The 18,645-nt window shown below is 38.0% G+C and carries 13 protein-coding genes, 1 other RNA gene and 1 pseudogene; 8 read left to right on the forward strand and 7 right to left on the reverse strand.

Going from position 1 to position 18,645, the window contains the following annotated elements; all coding sequences use genetic code 11:
- The 4 genes and pseudogenes from recJ to IPO46_03530 all read left to right on the forward strand — a co-directional run bounded on the left by recJ (position 1) and on the right by IPO46_03530 (position 5,826).
- Positions 1-1,715 (forward strand): annotated as a pseudogene (gene recJ / locus IPO46_03515) (single-stranded-DNA-specific exonuclease RecJ).
- 33 nt (positions 1,716-1,748) lie between these two features.
- A complete protein-coding gene (locus IPO46_03520; GenBank protein ID QQS63676.1) occupies positions 1,749-2,405 on the forward strand; it encodes a class I SAM-dependent methyltransferase in 657 nt (218 codons plus the stop codon).
- A 257-nt stretch (positions 2,406-2,662) separates the two neighbouring features.
- The gene (locus IPO46_03525; protein QQS63677.1) at positions 2,663-4,723 is read left to right on the forward strand and encodes a TonB-dependent receptor; all 2,061 of its coding nucleotides are present in this window, start codon (positions 2,663-2,665) and stop codon (positions 4,721-4,723) included.
- Positions 4,724-4,740: 17 nt separating this feature from the next.
- Positions 4,741-5,826, forward strand: coding sequence for an HmuY family protein (locus IPO46_03530; protein QQS63678.1), 1,086 nt, complete (start codon positions 4,741-4,743; stop codon positions 5,824-5,826).
- A gap of 46 nt (positions 5,827-5,872) precedes the next feature.
- On the opposite strand, the gene IPO46_03535 is transcribed toward IPO46_03530, so the two are convergent.
- From IPO46_03535 to IPO46_03545, 3 genes are read right to left on the reverse strand one after another with little or no spacing between them, the layout of a single operon-like run.
- A complete protein-coding gene (locus tag IPO46_03535) occupies positions 5,873-6,661 on the reverse strand; it encodes an alpha/beta fold hydrolase (protein ID QQS63679.1) in 789 nt (262 codons plus the stop codon).
- 48 nt (positions 6,662-6,709) lie between these two features.
- Complete coding sequence (locus tag IPO46_03540; GenBank protein QQS63680.1) at positions 6,710-7,012, reverse strand: rhodanese-like domain-containing protein; 303 nt, start codon at positions 7,010-7,012, stop codon at positions 6,710-6,712.
- 3 nt (positions 7,013-7,015) lie between these two features.
- Positions 7,016-9,001, reverse strand: coding sequence for a KUP/HAK/KT family potassium transporter (locus IPO46_03545; protein ID QQS63681.1), 1,986 nt, complete (start codon positions 8,999-9,001; stop codon positions 7,016-7,018).
- A gap of 699 nt (positions 9,002-9,700) precedes the next feature.
- Here IPO46_03545 and IPO46_03550 point away from each other — a divergent pair.
- The 3 genes from IPO46_03550 to IPO46_03560 are packed head-to-tail and all read left to right on the forward strand — an operon-like array spanning position 9,701 to position 13,119.
- On the forward strand, positions 9,701-12,250 hold the full coding sequence (locus tag IPO46_03550) for a TonB-dependent receptor (protein QQS63682.1): 2,550 nt from the start codon (positions 9,701-9,703) through the stop codon (positions 12,248-12,250).
- Positions 12,251-12,283: 33 nt separating this feature from the next.
- Entirely contained in the window at positions 12,284-12,826 is a 543-nt protein-coding gene (locus IPO46_03555) for a ribonuclease (GenBank protein QQS63683.1), read from the forward strand.
- A complete protein-coding gene (locus IPO46_03560; protein ID QQS63684.1) occupies positions 12,823-13,119 on the forward strand; it encodes a barstar family protein in 297 nt (98 codons plus the stop codon). The genes IPO46_03555 and IPO46_03560 overlap by 4 nt, the downstream gene beginning before the upstream one ends.
- Before the next feature lie 56 nt (positions 13,120-13,175).
- On the opposite strand, the gene ssrA is transcribed toward IPO46_03560, so the two are convergent.
- Positions 13,176-13,548, reverse strand: a transfer-messenger RNA (tmRNA) gene (ssrA, locus tag IPO46_03565).
- A 132-nt stretch (positions 13,549-13,680) separates the two neighbouring features.
- Here ssrA and IPO46_03570 point away from each other — a divergent pair.
- Entirely contained in the window at positions 13,681-15,474 is a 1,794-nt protein-coding gene (locus tag IPO46_03570; protein ID QQS63685.1) for a hypothetical protein, read from the forward strand.
- Positions 15,475-15,479: 5 nt separating this feature from the next.
- On the opposite strand, the gene IPO46_03575 is transcribed toward IPO46_03570, so the two are convergent.
- The 3 genes from IPO46_03575 to IPO46_03585 all read right to left on the reverse strand — a co-directional run bounded on the left by IPO46_03575 (position 15,480) and on the right by IPO46_03585 (position 18,628).
- Complete coding sequence (locus IPO46_03575) at positions 15,480-16,340, reverse strand: hypothetical protein (GenBank protein ID QQS63686.1); 861 nt, start codon at positions 16,338-16,340, stop codon at positions 15,480-15,482.
- 37 nt (positions 16,341-16,377) lie between these two features.
- The gene (locus IPO46_03580) at positions 16,378-17,361 is read right to left on the reverse strand and encodes a pyruvate dehydrogenase complex E1 component subunit beta (GenBank protein ID QQS63687.1); all 984 of its coding nucleotides are present in this window, start codon (positions 17,359-17,361) and stop codon (positions 16,378-16,380) included.
- A gap of 148 nt (positions 17,362-17,509) precedes the next feature.
- The gene (locus IPO46_03585; GenBank protein QQS63688.1) at positions 17,510-18,628 is read right to left on the reverse strand and encodes a hypothetical protein; all 1,119 of its coding nucleotides are present in this window, start codon (positions 18,626-18,628) and stop codon (positions 17,510-17,512) included.
- Positions 18,629-18,645 lie beyond the last annotated feature (17 nt).

Raw genomic sequence — 18,645 nt, forward strand, 5'->3', positions numbered from 1 at the left:
TTGGAAAAAAGATGGACCATACAACCGGTAGATGAGAACAAAGTTGCCCTTTTAAAAGAGCAACTCCACATTAATACCAGCCTCTGCCGCTTATTGATAGAAAGGGATATAGAGACGTTTTCCGCAGCCCGTAATTTTTTCAGGCCTTCACTTGAGCACCTCCACAGCCCATGGCTAATGAAAGACATGGATAAAGCCGTAGCAAGAATTGAAAAAGCATTTTTACAAAAAGAAAAAATACTGGTTTTTGGCGATTATGACGTGGATGGCACAACTGCCGTTGCCTGCATGTATGATTTTTTATGTTCTGTTTATGAAACCCAATTGCTGGATTTTTACATTCCGCACCGATATAGAGAAGGCTATGGTGTGAGTAAAGCCGGGATAGATTTTGCAGAAAAAATGGGTTTTCACTGATCATTTGCCTCGACTGCGGTATTAAATCTACCGAACTTATTACTTATGCATCCACGCTGGGTATTGATTTTATTGTATGCGACCATCACCTTCCCGATAAAATTTTACCCAAAGCTTTGGCCATTTTAAATGCAAAGCAACCGCATTGTTTTTATCCTTATAAAGAATTATGCGGCTGTGGTGTAGGATTTAAACTCATAACTGCACTTGCCGAAAAGTTATTTATCCCACAAGATAAAATTTTTACTTACCTGGATTTGGTTGCCACGGCAATTGCCGCAGATATAGTTCCTATTACCGGAGAAAACAGGGTGATGGCATTTTATGGTTTAGATGTAATTAATAAAAATCCACGGCCAGGCATTAAAGCGCTAATTGAACTTGGTGGCGTAAATAAAAAACTATCCATAAACACAGTGGTATTTGTAATTGCACCCAGGGTAAATGCAGCCGGCAGGATGGATGATGCCCGAAAAGCGGTGCAACTGTTTATAGAAAAAGATAAACACAAAGCATTTGAATATGCCGAAGCTTTGCATACCGATAATGCCAACCGTAAAGAAACCGACAGCAGTATTACATTACAGGCACTGGAAATACTAAGGAAAATTGAAACAGCCGAAATAAAAAAAACCACCGTTGTATATAATGAAGGCTGGCACAAAGGAGTTGTGGGAATTGTAGCCAGCAGGTTGATTGAGCGCTACCACCGCCCTACAATTGTGCTTACCAAAAGTGGGGATACCGCAACCGGAAGCGCAAGGAGTATCCCCGGCTTTAATTTATACGATGCTATTTATGAATGCCGGGGTTACCTCACAGCATATGGCGGGCATTTTGCTGCTGCCGGCCTTAGTTTGCTGCCCGAAAATGTTGGCGCCTTTAGCCAAAAGTTTGAAGAAGTGGTGGCTGCAACTATTGATGAACACTTGCTGATACCGGAAATAAATATAGATGCAACAATTTCCTTTGCCGATATTACCGAAAAATTTTATGATATTATCTGCCAGATGGAACCCTTTGGCCCGGGAAATATGCGCCCCCATTTTTTAGTAAAAAACATTTGCGACACGGGTTACAGCAAAATTGTAAAAGACAATCACATCAAATTTTCGATGCGTCAGCAAAGCAAAATTTTTGAAGGCATTGGTTTTAACCTGGCCCATAAATTTTCTTACCTCCTCGGTAACCAACCGGTTGATTTGGTTTTTACCATAGATGAAAATGAATGGAACGGCAACAAATCATTGCAACTGAAAGTAATTGATTTAAGGCCCGGCCAATACATGGCATTATAAGCTTACCGCTAAAATTGTTTATACTTTTGCTTCATGAAATTCATTCGCTATTTTTTTTATATTGCCCTAAACTGGAACCTCCGTATTGCCTGGCATTTACTGCAGCAGGAAATAAAAGGTGAAAAAAAATATGGCATCAATACCACCGGAGCCGATGAATTGCAATCGCTGGAAAAGCAGGATATAGATATTGAACATGCCACAATTTATATGCCTTCTCCATACGGCTTGCTGGAATGGGCTTTTCAAAAAGTTGATATGGGTTCTTATAAACATATCGTAGATATTGGAAGTGGCAAAGGCAGGGCGCTTTGTGTTGCCGCTCATTTTGGCGCTACAAAACTTACCGGTGTTGATTTTTCAAAATCATTTTGCCAAAAAGCTATCGAAAACCTGAGCCTCACCAAACAAAAATTCCCCAACCTTCAATACTCCATTTTTACCAATGATGCATTTTATTTTTCCATTCCGCCCGATGTGGACTGCATCTTTCTCTTCAACCCTTTTGACGACGTAATTATGAGTGGCGTGCTGGAAAATATTGAAATAAGTTTACAAAAAAATGCACGACCAATTACCATAATTTATTTTAACCCACTGCAACAACATTTATTTTTAAGCGCTGGTTACCGGCAAATTTTTCATACTAAAAAATTGAAATACCTCGAAGCAATTATACTCAAAAAATAATGAACTGGCCTGCAGGCTTTTTTCAAAAATCCTATTCAGTTACTTAACAAGAATATTTTTTTATAGAATGATCAACCCAATACAACTTACCTATAATTAACAATGACAAACTCATGACATAAGTATTGCCAGGTTTGTCATAACAAAGTAAGATTTCATAATTCCAGCCATGTTTTCTTTTTTTCTTAAATGAATTTCATTTACAATGATTGAATTTTGCCTGCAACCAAAATTATCCCTCATAAGATCCTTCAACAATGAAAAAAATTTACCTGCTATTACCCTTGCTTTCCACTGCAGCAATTGGCTTTTCACAAATAGATACTACTTCAAAAATATTGGATGAATTGGTAGTTACCGGGCAGTACAGGCCACAGTCTTTAAAAAATTCGGTTTATAAAGTAAATGTTATTAAAAGCCAGCGCATACTTTTAAGTGGCGCTACAAATATTCAGCAGGTACTTTTTAATCAATTGGGCCTAAGTTTTTCAAATGATAATACACTAGGCACATCAGATATCCAAATAATGGGCATGAGTGGGCGCAACGTAAAAATATTACTGGATGGTGTGCCCCTTGTTGACCGGGGCGATACCCGTGAAAGCCTTAACCAGGTTGACTTAAACACTATTGACAGGATTGAAATGGTAGAAGGCCCAATGAGTGTTTCTTATGGTTCAGATGCACTTGCAGGTGTGGTAAACCTCATTTCTAAAAGACCAGAAAAAAGCCGCTTTTCCATTTTTGCAAAAGTGCAGGAAGAAACAGCAGGTAAGGAATATTATCCCTTTAGTTACAAAGGGGTGCATACACAAAGCGCAGGCATTAGCGGTTCAAAAGGAAAATGGAATTACACATTAGGCAGCAGCCATATTGACTTTGACGGATATGGTGGCGATAGCTTTGGCAGAGGAAAAAGCTGGAGACCAAAAGAACAATGGCTGGGCAATGGAAGAATTGGTTTTCATAATAAAAAAATTGATCTCTATTATAAATTAGACGGCATGCACGAAAACATTTCCAACCGCATGGCCATGAACCCAGTTACTTACGAAGCCATTAGCCAATATTACATAAGCAAAAGATTTTTACAGCAACTGCAAAACAACTGGAATATTAATAATAACCTGCAACTTTCATCCATTCTGGCTTTTACAGATTACAGCAGGCGCACAAAAACCATTAAACACCAGTTTAGCGATGGCATCAATTATTTAAGTAACGAGCCCGGCAGCCAGGATAAATCTACATTTAAAAATTTAGTTTTCCGTAATACTTTACAGTACCAAATTTCACCTGCTGTTTCTTTGCAACCGGGTATAGATATTAATCATGAAAAAGCAACCGGAGCAAGAATTGACGGCACCCCCGAAATAAATGATTTTGCTTTTTTTGTTTCCTCAGAAATAAAACCCAACAACACAATAAACATAAGGCCCGGTTTAAGGTTCATTAAAAATTCTGTTTATAGCGCACCGCCGGTAATTCCATCTATCAATACCAAATTTACTTTGTACAATAATTTTGATTTAAGAGTAGCGTATGCTTATGGTTTTCGCTCTCCGGCATTGAGAGAGCTTTATTACAATTTTGTAGATGCCAATCATATTATTGTGGGCAACCCACATTTAAAAGCAGAGCACTCCAGCAGCTTTAACGGTTCATTAAGCTGTACCTTGCCTAAAACAAAACAAGGCCATCAAAACGTAATTACATTAAGTAGTTTTTACAATACTTTCAACAACTTAATTAACTACGCTACTTCACCTACATCAACAGATACAACCATTACCGTAAACATAGATAAGTACAAAACCACAGGAATTATGATTGAGGATAAACTGCAATCGAAAAATTTTACTGCAAGCCTTGGCTTTTCCTATATTGGCCGCTATAACCAACTGGCAGATGCGGAAGGGTTCAAAAATGAAAACCTACCGCATTTTATGTGGTCGCCCGAGCTAAATGCCAGTATGATTTACGAATTTTCAAAAACTGGCGCAAGCCTGGCATTGTTTTATAAATTTTCAGGAAAAAAACCGGGTTATGAAGCCGTAACCAATACCAGCACCGGGGCACAGGAAATTCACCTTACCCATATTGACGGATGCCATATTGCCGACTTTACAATAAACAAAAAGTTATTTACCTACTTCTCGGTTTCGGGTGGTGTAAAAAACATTTTTAACGTAACCCAGCTAACCAATACATCCACCAATCCCGATGGCGTACACAGTACCGGTGCTGCCATTGATATGTCCTATGGCAGGTCATACTTTATTGGCCTCAGCTTTCAATTAAATACAAAACATCAATAAAATATAAACCAGCCATTATGTTGAATACTCAAAAATTGCAAGCCCTTGTTATCATTTCAATGTTCCTTTTTGCTTCCTGCAAAAAAGACCAGGACCCGATAATAATTGTTCCGCCATCTACCGGTTCTACACTTGTATTAAATGGATTAACCGGAACCGAAATGAGTGGTGCAACAGCAGGCAATACCGTTTACCTGGATTTAAGCAGCAACACTACTACAAATGTAACCAGGGCAAATTGGGACCTTGCTTTTTATTGCGGTAACGAATTTAGGGTTGCACTGAATAATACTTCGGGTGCAGGAGCAAAAGTTTTATCCATCAATGATCTTTCTGCAGTAAATGCTGCCGATACTATTGGCCTTACACTTGCGGTAAACCATGCAGCACCTGTACCTGCCGATTTTGCATATTTTGATCATATAGATGGGGCAATTACAGGAACGGTAATTCCTGAAATTTCTGCAACAGGCGCCAATAATAATGTAGTTATTATAAACCGTGGCGCCGGTGGAGGAATTGCAGAAAGGCCATGGATAAAGCTCAGGGTTTTACGCAATGGTGCCAATGGATACACTATTCAATATGCCGGCATATTATCATCCACATATCAAACAGTGCATATTGCAAAAGATGAAGCCTATCATTATCTTTTATTTTCGTTTGACAATGGGGTATTGAACAATGGACAGCCCAGGAAAAATGCATGGGATTTGGCCTGGACCTATTCCTTATACCAAACAAATTTTGGCGGTGGTATGGTGCCCTATAATTTTTCCGACCTTATTGAAACAAACCATTTATCCAATGTGCAGGTAAAAGAAAAAATTTATGCTGATGCCAACGCAGCTACAGCCGCATATACTGCGTTTAATAAAGACAGTGTAAATGCATTGGCAAATGCAACCGCAACCGGAAAGTGGGTCATTGCCGGCAAATGGAGAAGCACACAACCTGCAACCGGTGCAAAACTTGACCGATTTTATTTAATTAAAGATGCAAATGGCAATAATTATAAATTACGCTGCCTGAGCATGGGAGTAGGCGCCGATGGCGGTACAAGGGGAAAGCCAAAGTTTCAATATGAACTGATAACCATGTAGGTAAAAAAATTAGGTTGTAACAAAACGGCTGTTTAAACTCCCTGTTTTAGTATTTTAAAATATCCCTGATGATATTATGATAGGCATCAAAAAAAGGAAGGTTATTGTGCTTGCCTCCTTCTATTTTAATTAAGGTTATCATCCTTGGGTTTATTGCTTTTAACTTTTCACTATGGCTTATGGGTATAAGCCAATCCTTTGTTCCATGTAGGATATAAGTATGGCATTTTACTTTACCCAGCCATAAATCGGTACGCAAATGAAAGCGCAAAATTAACCTTACCGGCAGTATGGGCAGGAACCGTTCAATGGCTTTGGCAAAACTAAAATAGGGTGCATCTAAAATAAGATAGCGTGGGTTATTATCACTGGCTACTTTTGTAGCAAAGCCGCTCCCCAGGCTGCGGCCATAAACTATCATGTGGCTTTCGGTATATTGTTGCACAAGTTGGCTATACACAAATTGCATATCGCCCAGCATTTCTATTTCACTTCTTTTACCGGTACTTTTTCCAAAGCCCCGGTAATCTACCAGTACCACATCATAATTAAAGCGGTAAAAATCTTTGGCATACTTTGCCCAGCCTTTAATGCTACGGGTATTTCCATGAAAATAAAGTATAAGACCATGCGGTTTCTCGTTGAAAAAATGGAGGCCGTTAATTTTTACACCCGGCGCTACATTAAAAAAAAGTTCCTCAAACGGGATGTCATATTTATATCTAAAATCCTGCCGGAGTTTCTCAGGTTTGAAAATAAATTTTTCCTGTACCAGGTAAATAATAAGTAACAGCGCTAAATAACCGCCCAATATATAAATTAATAAAGGGTTCACTTTGCAGTTTTAATTAAAAGTAACCTTTATTAACTAATGCAAATCAAATCAGTCAATAATATCCTTTCTCCAGGCATCTACCCCACCGCTAAGGTTAATTAAATTGATAAAACCAAATTTTTCTTCGAGCCTTTGTATTACTATGGCGCTACGGATGCCCTTTTGGCAATAAATAATAACCGGTTGATCTGGAGAAAGCCGTTGTATATTTTCAAAAATTTCACTCATGGGGATGTTGTCTCCGCCAATATTAAAATCATTATGTTCAACCACCTCCCTTACATCTATTAGCTGGCAACTTTCTTTGCGTTGTACTATTTGGAATAATTCCATTGCAGATATGGATTTCATGATTTATTCCTCCTCTTTATCATAAATACGGGTGAGTTTAAGGCGGCTAACCGGTGCAACTATAAGAGGGAATTTTTCAACGGCAACATTGCTTTGCTCAAGGCCAAAGCCTTTTTCTTCACTAAGGCTAAGTTCTTTGAGCCAAAAATAAATTTTCATGATCATGTTTTCAATAAAGGGCAGTTCATTATCCTGGCTAAGGAATTTTTCCATTACAATAAATTGAAAATCGCCCACCATATTGTTTTTCTGCTGGCTTTCGTAACGGCTCATAATATTTACTTCTTTATTGGCCACTAAATTTTCTACCACTTTTTTAAACATAAGGTTAATCCTGGGTGCAACCCTAAAGCCCAGCCTGAATTCTACCCTGATGATATCGTTGGGGATAATATGTTCCACGCTATACTCGGCTGTGTAAGGGTCATCCAATGTATCTACATGCACAAACCAGTAAATATCCGCACGCTTGGGTTTGCCGCTCAAAATGCTGTACATTATTTTATGTTCAATTTCCCTGCGGTTATTTGCACTGGTTAAATATACCAGGTGAGTGGCATATTTGGGTACCGTCATATCATTACTCAACTCTTCCAGCCTGGGCACATATTCATCTACCCTTACAAATTCTACATACCTGTTTTTAATTTTTCTCGATTTTAGCCACACAAACATTACCACAAACATTAGCAACCCAATCATTAAAGTAATATAACCGCCATGTTTAAATTTATCCATTAGTGCAATAAAGAAGGCCGTTTCTACTATAATATAATTGCCCAGGAAAATATAAATAAACCATGCCGGCCAGCGGCGCAATACCATAAAGTTGGCAAATAATATGGTGGTCATAAACATAGTGGTAATAATGGCTAAGCCATAAGCAGCTTCCATTTTTGCCGATTCTCTGAAAAATAATACAACACCTACACAGCCTGCAAAAAGCAATAAATTTAACCCGGGAATATACAATTGGCCTTTTGCCTCTGATGGATAAATAATCCTCATTTTAGGCCAAAGATTTAAACGGATGGCTTCATTAATTAAAGTAAATGACCCCGAAACCATTGCCTGGCTTGCAATGATTGCTGCCGAAGTGGCAATTATGATTCCGGGAATTAAAAACCATTGCGGCATAAGGTCGAAAAAGGCATTGATACCATCGTTATAAATTACATCTGCCGTCATTACCTTTCCGGTATGGTGCTTGAGCAGGCTGGCGCCCTGGCCAAAATAATTGAGCAACAACATTGATTTTACAAAAATCCAGGATATACGGATGTTTCCACGGCCGCAATGCCCAAGATCGCTGTACAAACCTTCTGCACCGGTAATACAAAGAAATACTGCTCCCAAAATCCAAAATCCTTCAGGATAGGTAATTAAAAATTGAATCCCTAAAAAAGGATTGAGCGCTTTTAAAATGGTAAAATCATCGGAAATATGCATTATACCCAAAATGCCCAAAACGGAAAACCACACCGCCATTACCGGGCCATAAAACCGGCCTATGGAATGGGTGCCAAATTGCTGGGAGAAAAAAAACAATGCTAAAATACCAATTACAATAGCCACAATTGTAGATTGCTCCATATTGGCCAAAGTGGGTATTTCTTTTAACCCTTCAATTGCAGATGTAATTGTAATGGGTGGTGTAATTATGCCATCGGCAAGCAATGCAGCGCCTCCTATCATTGCCGGAACCACAAGCCATTTACGCCTTCTTCTTACCAGGGCATAAAGTGCAAAAATGCCACCTTCACCTTTGTTGTCGGCACGCAAAACCATGATTACATACTTTACCGTAGTTTGCATGGTTATGGTCCAAATTATTAATGAAAGTGCCCCAAGTATAAGCGCTTCACTTATCTCCCTGCCTTTAATTATAGAATTAAATACATAAAGCGGCGAAGTACCAATATCGCCAAATATGATACCTAACGCAACCAACAAACCAACGGTAGATACCTTATTAACATTATTACTCACAAAAGAAACTTTTTAGTTTTGCCTGGTAAAAACCTCCAAATTTATAATGATTTACAGCATTTGCAGCTATTTATTTTCTTCAATGCACATTTGCCGAACTTTTAACCATGATAAACAATCAGATTAGCGCCTATTTAACAGTTAAAAAGACGGATTATTATAAAAAAAGATGTTTTTTTATTTAGTTTTGCAGGGTGAAAAAATTTATCGCCATACTATTATTGGTTTGCTACAGCTTCTCCACCCTGGGGCTGAGTGTAAACTTTTTTTATTGTTGCGGTATTTTAAAATCGGTTTCTTTAAAAGAGCAAAGCAAAAATTGTTCAAAGCAGGTTGTTAAACCCAAAACATCATCCTGCTGCAAAAGTAAAAAGCAAGCTTCATTTCCAATTTCGGGTGAAACGTTTAAAAAAAATTGCTGCCAGAATAAACTGGTAAATTTTAACCTTAATATTGACCAGCAAGACCAGAAATATATAGGCTTAAACCCTGTTAACAAATCTTTTACATTACTTCCTTTATCTTTTTTACCACATCAGGCTACAAGCTTTACAGCATTTTTAAATACAACTACATATAAAAGCCCGCCAAAACCATTTGAGCAGGGAAAAAATATATTCATTTGTGTTTTCAGGATTTGATTTTGATAAGCAATAATTGCCTTAATGAATTTTATTTCTTATCAATAATAATTTTAGAATGAAAACAATAAGTTTATCCATAGTATTTCTGCTGTTCACTCAATTTACCTACAGCCAGATTAATTTAAAAACCGAATCTTTCAGGGTTTTGGGGAGTTGTGAAATGTGTAAAGAAAGAATTGAAGGAGTAGCCCATAAATTAAAAGTGAATTTTGCAGAATGGGTTATAGAAACCAACATGCTAACCGTTACCTATGATTCTACCAAACTGAACCGTTTAAAAATTGAGAAAAAAATTGCTGCATCAGGCCATGATACGCATGATGTAAAAGCATCTGCGTATGATTATAACAATTTACCCGATTGTTGTAAATATAACCGTAAAAGCCCTTCGGGCCCCGCAGGTATTAACGATGAAGCTGGCTTTGCAGCTAGCGGCATTCTTACCGGAGTAGTAATGGAAGAAAATAAAAAAGGGTCTTTTACCCCTATTGGTAATGCATCTATCCATAGCCTGCACAATAATAACATGATAATGACAGACAGTAACGGTGTATTTCGTTTTACCACGCAAATACCCACCCAGCTGGTAATTAGCTATGTAGGCTTTAAGTCAGACACGGTAAGTATTACCAGCTTAAGCGAAATAAAAGTAATTCTCAAAAACTCCTCTACCACAAACCTTGGAGCAGTAATTGTAAAATCAAAAAGGCCGTCAACCTACATTTCAAATTTAAGCACCTTAAATACATTAACCATTACTTCAAAAGAGCTCACCAAAGCTGCTTGCTGCAACCTTTCCGAAAGTTTCGAAACCAGCCCATCGGTAGATGTAAATTATTCCGATGGCGTTACCGGTTTAAAACAAATCCAACTCCTTGGTTTATCTGGTAGCTACTCACAATTAATTACTGAAAATGTACCGGAAATAAGGGGGCTTACCGGAACTTTTGGCCTCAACTTTGTACCCGGTACCTGGCTGGAAAGTATTGAAGTAACCAAAGGCATAGGCAGCGTGGTAAATGGTTATGAAAGTATTAGCGGGCAAATTAATATTGAAGAAAAAAAACCTGATAAAGCTGAAAAATTATTACTTAACGGCTATGCCAATAATATGGGAAGGCTGGAAAGCAACCTCAACTTAATCCATAAATTAAATGATAAATGGAGCACTGCACTGCTCTCCCATTACAGTACCGCAATTGCCAAAAACGATAATAACAAAGACGGCTTTTTAGATATGCCTATGGGCAGGCAAATAAACCTTATTAACCGCTGGAAATATATGGACAACAAAGGCTGGATAGTGCAACTGGCCATAAAAGCGGTGAATGACAAAAAGCAGGCAGGCGAAGTAGATTTTAATCCAAACAAAGATAAATTTACCAGCAACCACTACGGCTTGGGTTATAACATTGAGCAATATACCGCTACTGCAAAAATTGGCTTTTCGTTTCCACAAAAAAAATTCAAAAGCCTGGGCCTTATACTTTCTGCAACAGATTTTAAAAATGAAGCTTATTATGGCATGAGGCCTTACACAGGAAAACAAAATACTTTATATGGTAACCTCATTTATCAATCCATTATAGGAAACAGTTTTCATAAATTTAGAACCGGCTTAAGTTTTACCAATGAAAACGTAAAGGAAAACTTCATCAATAAAAATTTTAAAAGAAGGGAAACCGTACCCGGTGCTTTTTTTGAATATACCATGAGTGCAATTACTAATTTTACCGCTATTGCCGGCATTCGTGCAGACCAACACAATGAATATGGTTTTTTGGTAACCCCTCGCCTGCACTTAAAATATGATATTGACAAAAACAGCAGCTTTAGGTTTACAGCAGGCTCCGGCTTTAGAACTGCCAATATTTTTGCAGATAATATCAGCCATTTGGCAAGTAACCGTAATTTTTTAATACAGTCGCAAAATAATTACGGCTATGGCCTCGGCTATGAAAAAGCCTGGAACTTTGGGCTCAATTTTACCCATAAATTTCGAATCAATACCAACCATGGCAGTTTGAGTATTGATGCTTACCGTACAAATTTTAACAAGCAAACAGTAATTGACGTTGACGCAAATCCGCAACAGGTAAATATTTATCCGTTACAGGGCAAATCTTATTCAAGCAGCATACAAGCCGAATTAAATTATTCCCCTTTGGATAGGTTCGATATACGCCTCGCTTACCGCTACCTTGATGTAAAAACAAAATACATGAGCGGAACACTTGCCAAACCACTTATTGCAAAGCATCGGGCATTTATTAACCTTGCATACGAAACAGAATCCAATTGGAAATTTGACTATACTACACAATGGAACGGCAAAAAAAGGATACCAAATACATCATCGAACCCGACAGATAAGCAAATGGCAGATTTTTCGCCAGCTTATATTCAAATGATGGCGCAGGTTACTAAAACGTTGGGTACAAAATGGGACCTTTATGCTGGTGCAGAAAATATAACCAATTACACCCAAAAAAATATTATTATTTCTGCCGATGACCCATTCAGTCCTTACTTTGATGCGGGCATGGTATGGGGGCCTGTTAATGAAAGAATCATTTATTTTGGCTTCAGGTTTAAAATTAAATAAGTATAAGTGTAGCGCTTTTATTATTTTACCGGTATGAACGAATCAAAAACAAAAGACTACAAAAGCATAATAATTATCGCACTGCTCCTGGTAATTATAATGCTTTTGGTTTTTAAAAATTATAAACCCGCAACAAAAGATATTGATACGCCTAAAAACCCACCGGCAATTGAAGACAACAGGAAGCCCGAAAACAATACGGGCAACAAAGAAATGAAGCCTGAAAATAATAACCAGGTAAATGATATAGATCAACTTACAAAGACCGATGTAGTGGTAGCTTTTGTAAAAAAACACGTAAAATTACCAGATTATTATATCACTAAGCAGCAAGCAAGGCGCCGTGGGTGGAATGCTTCAAAAGGAAACCTTTGCAACGTATTACCGGGCAAAGCCATTGGTGGCGATATTTTTACCAATAGAGAAGGACAATTACCCCAAAAAAAAGGAAGAAAATGGTTTGAGGCAGATTTAAATTATAATTGCGGCCATCGTAATGCAGACCGGTTGCTGTTTTCCGGCGATGGATTATTGTTTGTAACCTTTGATCATTATAAAACCTTTACCCAAAAATGAACAGGCTGGTAAAAATAGATTTTCAACAAATACATACCTGGAAAAAACTTTACAGGGAAATAAAACATCAATTGAATTTGCCTGAACATTTTGGCAATAACCTTGATGCACTTTATGATTGCCTTACCGGGTATATTGAGCTGCCGGCAAAAATAAAATTCCTGAACCTGGGCCCTTTTCATTTAAAAAAATTTGAAAAATTAATTACTGTTTTTGAAGATGCCGAAACAGAATTAAACAGCGAGTTGAAATTTAGTTATTCCATTAAACAAGACGAAGAAGATATAGGATAAAAAAAGGGTGCAACAAGTTTATATAAAATAAAATTTGGTACACCCTTCCTTTTAAAATGTGGAGCCGACCGGGCTCGAACCGGTGTCCAAACAAACCCATCGTAAGCTTTCTACATGTTTATTTATGCATTAATTGTAGGGAAACAGCCGGAACATAACAAACCAACTATTTCCTTAGATGTTTATCTTAAGCAACAGTAACATCATGCTGCTGCAGCAACCTGTTTTGTTTGTTGAGTCGGCGGCGGCATCTGGAAACAGGCAATCCTGTGCTGCGGCCCAAATGACTATCTAATCACTGATTAGGCAGCCATGGCATACGAAGTATTGCCATTTAAAGTTTTCGTATTCAGATTTAACTGCTAATTACGCAACGCAGTACATGCTTACACCTACAAAGAACTTTGCTGTCAAAACCAAAACGGCCCCAATTGAACTTAATCTTTCAAATTAAGCCAGCCTGCAAATTTACGAATTAGCTTTTTGATTTAATGTTAATTTTCAAATTTCATTTGCTTCTGCAAGCCAAATTATTTGCATTTAAACGGCTACTTTTGCTCAATGCCTGATGTTTTTTACAACAAAAGACTGGAAACGCTCCAATTGGAACAAAAAATATTGAACACCAAAAAAAAGTACTTTGGCATTTTTCGGCTGGGTGCATTGGTAGCTTTATTTGTTTCGCTTTATATTTTATGGGATATTGGGTGGTGGGCAATATTTATAGCAGCGCTCCTTTTAATAATTTTATTTACCCGTTTGGTTTTAAAAGACTTGAACAATAAACAGGCTTTGGAAGATAATGAAAGGTTAATTGACATTAACGAGGACGAACGGAATGCTTTAAACGGGGAATATTTTCAATTTGAGCCGGGAGCCCAATACCATCATAAAGACCATCCTTATAGCAACGATCTTGATATTTTTGAACATGCTTCATTATTTCAATACCTAAACCGGAGTTTTACAGAACCAGGCAGTGATAATTTAGCTCAAATGCTGGCACAATCAGCCAATTTTGATTTAATAAAAAAGAGGCAACAAGCTATTAACGAGCTTTCTCAAAAACAAATATGGATACAACAACTTTGCTGTATTGGTAAAAGGCAAAAATTAACCAATAACTCTGCATCCATTTTAGAAAGCTGGATGCAGCAACCTACATCCTTTATCCAGTTCAGGCATTGGCAATGGCTAAGGTATGTTTTGCCTGCAATAGCATTGCTGGCTTTTGCGACTACCATATTTGGTTATTTCCCATTAAATGGTTTTTACCTTGTATTATTTCTTATGGCAGTTGTAGCCTATCAGGTAAATAAGGTATTTTCACCCATACATAATAAATTATCTCAGGTAACTGATGAAATAGACAGTATTGCAGCAATAATTTCATTAATTGAAAAAGAAAAATTTGAGGCGCCGTTATTGCAACAAATTCTTGAGAAATTTAAAGGCAACGCTAATACTCCTGCTTCAATAGAAATTAAGAAATTAAAAACTATACTCCATAAAATGGATATGCGGTACAACCTCGTAATGGCTGCGCCGCTCAATCTTTTACTGCAATGGAACTTACAACAGGCGCTTGAACTTGAAAAATGGAAACAACAAAACCCTTCATCAATAAAAAATTGGCTGGGTGCATTGGCTGAATTTGATGCCCTTTGCAGCCTGTCCATTTTGCGTTTCAACCATCCCAAATGGGTAATGCCAGCGATACAAGAAGGGGATTTTAATATAAACGCAAATAAATTGGGGCACCCACTTATACCAGAGATAAACAGGGTGAACAACAGCATTGAAATTGCCGGAAATGAAAAAATTATGCTCATTACCGGAAGCAATATGGCTGGCAAAAGTACATACCTTAGGAGCGTAGGGATTAATATTGTATTGGCAATGGCAGGTGCACCTGTATGTGCCACAGCATTCAGCATGGCGCCGGTGCAACTCATAAGCAGTATGCGTATTACCGATAACCTGGAAGAAAACACCTCCACTTTTTATGCAGAATTAAAAAAACTAAAATCCATACTGGAAAAAGTAAATAACCGGGAGCCTGTTTTTATTTTACTGGATGAAATTCTACGGGGTACCAATTCACTGGACAGGCACACCGGATCCGTAGCACTCATTAAACAGTTAATTCGCAAAGCAGCGCCGGCAATAATTGCTACCCATGATGTTGCCCTTGCCGGTTTAGAAAAAGAACATCCCGGCAATATAAAAAACTTTCACTTTGATGTAAAGGTAACCAATGAAGAACTGCATTTTGATTATTTATTAAAGCCAGGTATTTGTACCAGCCTCAATGCATCGCTGCTCATGAAAAAAATTGGGATAGATATAGATTAATTCATTTACCAAACTGCAGCAGGGCAATCGTACCGGGCTTTTCTTTTAATGGGGTATCCAAAGTCGCCCATCCTTCTTTTACCTTTTGTTTGTAAACGCACCCTAAGTGTAAGCCCTGAAAAAAAATAGGAATCTTTGCTTTTGGGATTGCCCCTTACTGCGCCTTCGGCAGGGTATGCAGCACCATTAATTTCATCGCCACGCCAGGCAATGGCCACAGCGCCGTTTCCATAATGTTGAGACAATGATGTAGCGCTAACATAAGTAGTGCTAACATCATCTAAATAATCGGTAAAAGCTTTGCGGTATCCAAATACCACACCAATGCGTTTGTTATCGGTGATTGCCCACAATAAACCAGCACCTAATGGAATGGCAAATTGCCGTAATTTATAGGGTTTCCGGTCTTTATAAAAACCCTGGCCTTCGGTATTATAATCGGGCAAAATAATGTAGTTCCCGTTTTTGTCGTGTGTAGTAGGTTTAAACTGAAATACTGCAGCGCCTGTGTAGAAATAGGGAGAAACCTTGAAATCGTATAAATTAAAAAGGCTGTATTCAAAAGCCAAAGAAAATTCTGCAATATTACTTTCAAAAGAAAGGTTCCTGGATTTATTTTTATCGCCAAGCTTATCATCGCCTCTTATTTTACCATAAGTAAAATCTGCCCTTATGAACATCCTGTCGTTAATTTCGTTCATAATGCCCAATCCCCATGCCGGGCGGGAGTTGCGTAAAAAAAGGTTTGACCCATTCAGGTCGCCATTATAGTTACTGATTCCCCCAAAAAAGGTTGTAAAAAATTTTTGTGGGTAGGCCTGGTAACCCAAAGCAACAAATATCCATAAAGTAATATATTTTTTCATTTATAATCTCCATGGTATTTACGAAAAAATTGACTTTTTATTTTCTCATATACATTACTTCTTTTACCAGGCTCACCGTACGGGGAACATTGGGAAGATATGCTGCAACCAGGTTGGGTGCATAATGCATAGGTGCATCGGCGCTGGTGATACGCCTTATTGGAGCATCCAGGTAATCAAAGCCTTCTTTTTGTATGCGGTAAGCAATTTCGGAACTTACCGAAGCAAATGGCCATTGCTCCTCAACAATTACCAGGCGGTTGGTTTTTTTAACGCTTTCCAAAATGGTATGCCAGTCTAACGGACGAATCGTGGCCACATCAATCACCTCGGCTTCAATACCTTCTTTGGCCAGTTCTTCTGCAGCGCCCAGCGCTACTTTCATCATTTTATTAAAAGATACTATGGTTACATCTTTACCTGTTCTTTTAATAAAACATTTTCCAATGGGTAAAATATATTCTTCTTCGGGCACTTCTCCCTTTTCGCCATACATTACTTCGCTTTCCATAAATACAACGGGGTCATCGTCTCTTATGGCAGCTTTTAAAAGGCCTTTTGCATCGTAAGGGTTGCTTACTGAAATAACTTTTATGCCGGGTATATTGGCATAAAAACTTTCAAAAGCAGTTGAATGTTGTGCGCCTAACTGGCCTGCGCTGCCATTTGCACCTCGAAACACTATAGGGCAACCTACCTGCCCGCCACTCATGGCCAGCATTTTTGATGCCGTATTCAAAATTTGATCCGATGCTAAAACGGCAAAATTCCAGGTCATAAATTCTACTATCGGTCTTAGCCCGTTTTGTGCAGCGCCTACGGCTATAGCTGTAAAACCCAATTCGGCTATTGGAGTATCAATAATTCTTTTAGGCCCAAATTCATCCAGCATTCCCTGGCTTACTTTATAGGCGCCATTATATTCCGCAACCTCTTCACCCATTAAAAACACCCTTTCATCTCTCCTCATTTCTTCCGACATAGCTTCTCTCAAAGCTTCCCTGAATGCAATTTGTCGCATAATTTTATAATTCTGGTTTAAGTAAAAGTGGGCAAATTTATCTCATTAATGGCAAACGTGCAAATGGAAAAAACTGGTGGAATTGGCTCTATTATTACTAAAATTAAACTCCTGTTATTCAATTCCTATAAAAAAAACATCGGTAAAATTATGGCTCCTTTTTATCGGGCACATATAAAAAGCGCACTGCCCCACTTTTTTTCATATCGCTGCTTATCCTCAGTTCGTACTTTTGGGTGCCATCAGTTATTACCATTAAAGCAGTATTGGGCGGTATAGAGCCCAGGTTTTCTGCATACATTACCAATTCATTTACGGCATTATTATCATTATCCAAATCTACGGTTATACTCAAAGCCCCGGCAGATAAGCGCTTATGAGATAACAAAAGTTTTCCATTAAAAATTAAGGATACACTATCTCCGTCGATTTCGCCATTATCATACAGGCAAATTTTTAATTGCTTATTTTTTACAGGTATGGTTTTTACAATTGAACTTATCCGTTTTTCATAAGTTTTGGGTAAGGATATGGCAGGCAATGGTACCACAACAGGCTCTTCAATAGCACTTACTACCGGGTCTATTTTTCTAATGAGTGATTTTTCTCTGGCAATGACGGGTGCTGTGGATTTTGTTTTTGCGGTGTTATCTTTAGCAATTACCGTTGCCTTTTTTACCGGATTTACGATATTTTTTTGTGGCGCTTTATTCTTTACCAAATGGTTTTTGGTTTGTGGCTTTGTGTTGTTTTTAGGTGCAACATTATTTTTTACCACCGGCATGGTATACCCTGGAATAATATCTTTCAACACCCTGCGCCGCAAACTGGTAATTCCTTTACCGCAATCCCAATCCTGCCCTTCTGCAGGAACCCAGGTACCTTCCAGCAATTCATCGTTGCCCTGTTTTGTATACTTCAATTTATGTATTTGAAAACAGTTATGAACATTCACTGGTACATTGGTTTTGGTACGCTGTATTTCTTTTACCTCCACATATTTTGTATGTGCATCATAAAAACCATTTAGTTTGCAAATGGTATAATATCTTTTTCCATTTTCGGTAAAATAAGTATAGGAATAACCGCTTACTGCTGTACCATTCATTTCGAGTTCTAAAGTATATTCACACCTGTCCCCGCCCCAGTGCATACTCGATGTACTTTTATCTATAAAAATACCTTTCCACTGCCCGGTAATTTTTTGGGCAAATCCCTCACAAAACCCATAAGTAAAAATTATTAAAATTAGTAACCGTTTAATCATATTCGATGCGGTTTTTG

The sequence above is a fragment of the Chitinophagaceae bacterium genome (assembly GCA_016699815.1).
GTDB lineage: Bacteria > Bacteroidota > Bacteroidia > Chitinophagales > Chitinophagaceae > Ferruginibacter.

Excerpts from the sequence above, each read along its gene's own strand:
- IPO46_03570 (QQS63685.1), top strand. The coding sequence starts at position 13,681 with ATGCCTGATGTTTTTTACAACAAAAGACTGGAAACGCTCCAATTGGAA.
- IPO46_03555 (QQS63683.1), top strand. The coding sequence starts at position 12,284 with ATGAACGAATCAAAAACAAAAGACTACAAAAGCATAATAATTATCGCA.
- IPO46_03585 (QQS63688.1), bottom strand. The coding sequence starts at position 18,628 with ATGATTAAACGGTTACTAATTTTAATAATTTTTACTTATGGGTTTTGT.
- IPO46_03540 (QQS63680.1), bottom strand. The coding sequence starts at position 7,012 with ATGAAATCCATATCTGCAATGGAATTATTCCAAATAGTACAACGCAAA.
- IPO46_03550 (QQS63682.1), top strand. The coding sequence starts at position 9,701 with ATGAAAACAATAAGTTTATCCATAGTATTTCTGCTGTTCACTCAATTT.
- IPO46_03580 (QQS63687.1), bottom strand. The coding sequence starts at position 17,361 with ATGCGACAAATTGCATTCAGGGAAGCTTTGAGAGAAGCTATGTCGGAA.
- IPO46_03520 (QQS63676.1), top strand. The coding sequence starts at position 1,749 with ATGAAATTCATTCGCTATTTTTTTTATATTGCCCTAAACTGGAACCTC.
- IPO46_03525 (QQS63677.1), top strand. The coding sequence starts at position 2,663 with ATGAAAAAAATTTACCTGCTATTACCCTTGCTTTCCACTGCAGCAATT.
- IPO46_03560 (QQS63684.1), top strand. The coding sequence starts at position 12,823 with ATGAACAGGCTGGTAAAAATAGATTTTCAACAAATACATACCTGGAAA.
- IPO46_03575 (QQS63686.1), bottom strand. The coding sequence starts at position 16,340 with ATGAAAAAATATATTACTTTATGGATATTTGTTGCTTTGGGTTACCAG.
- IPO46_03530 (QQS63678.1), top strand. The coding sequence starts at position 4,741 with ATGTTGAATACTCAAAAATTGCAAGCCCTTGTTATCATTTCAATGTTC.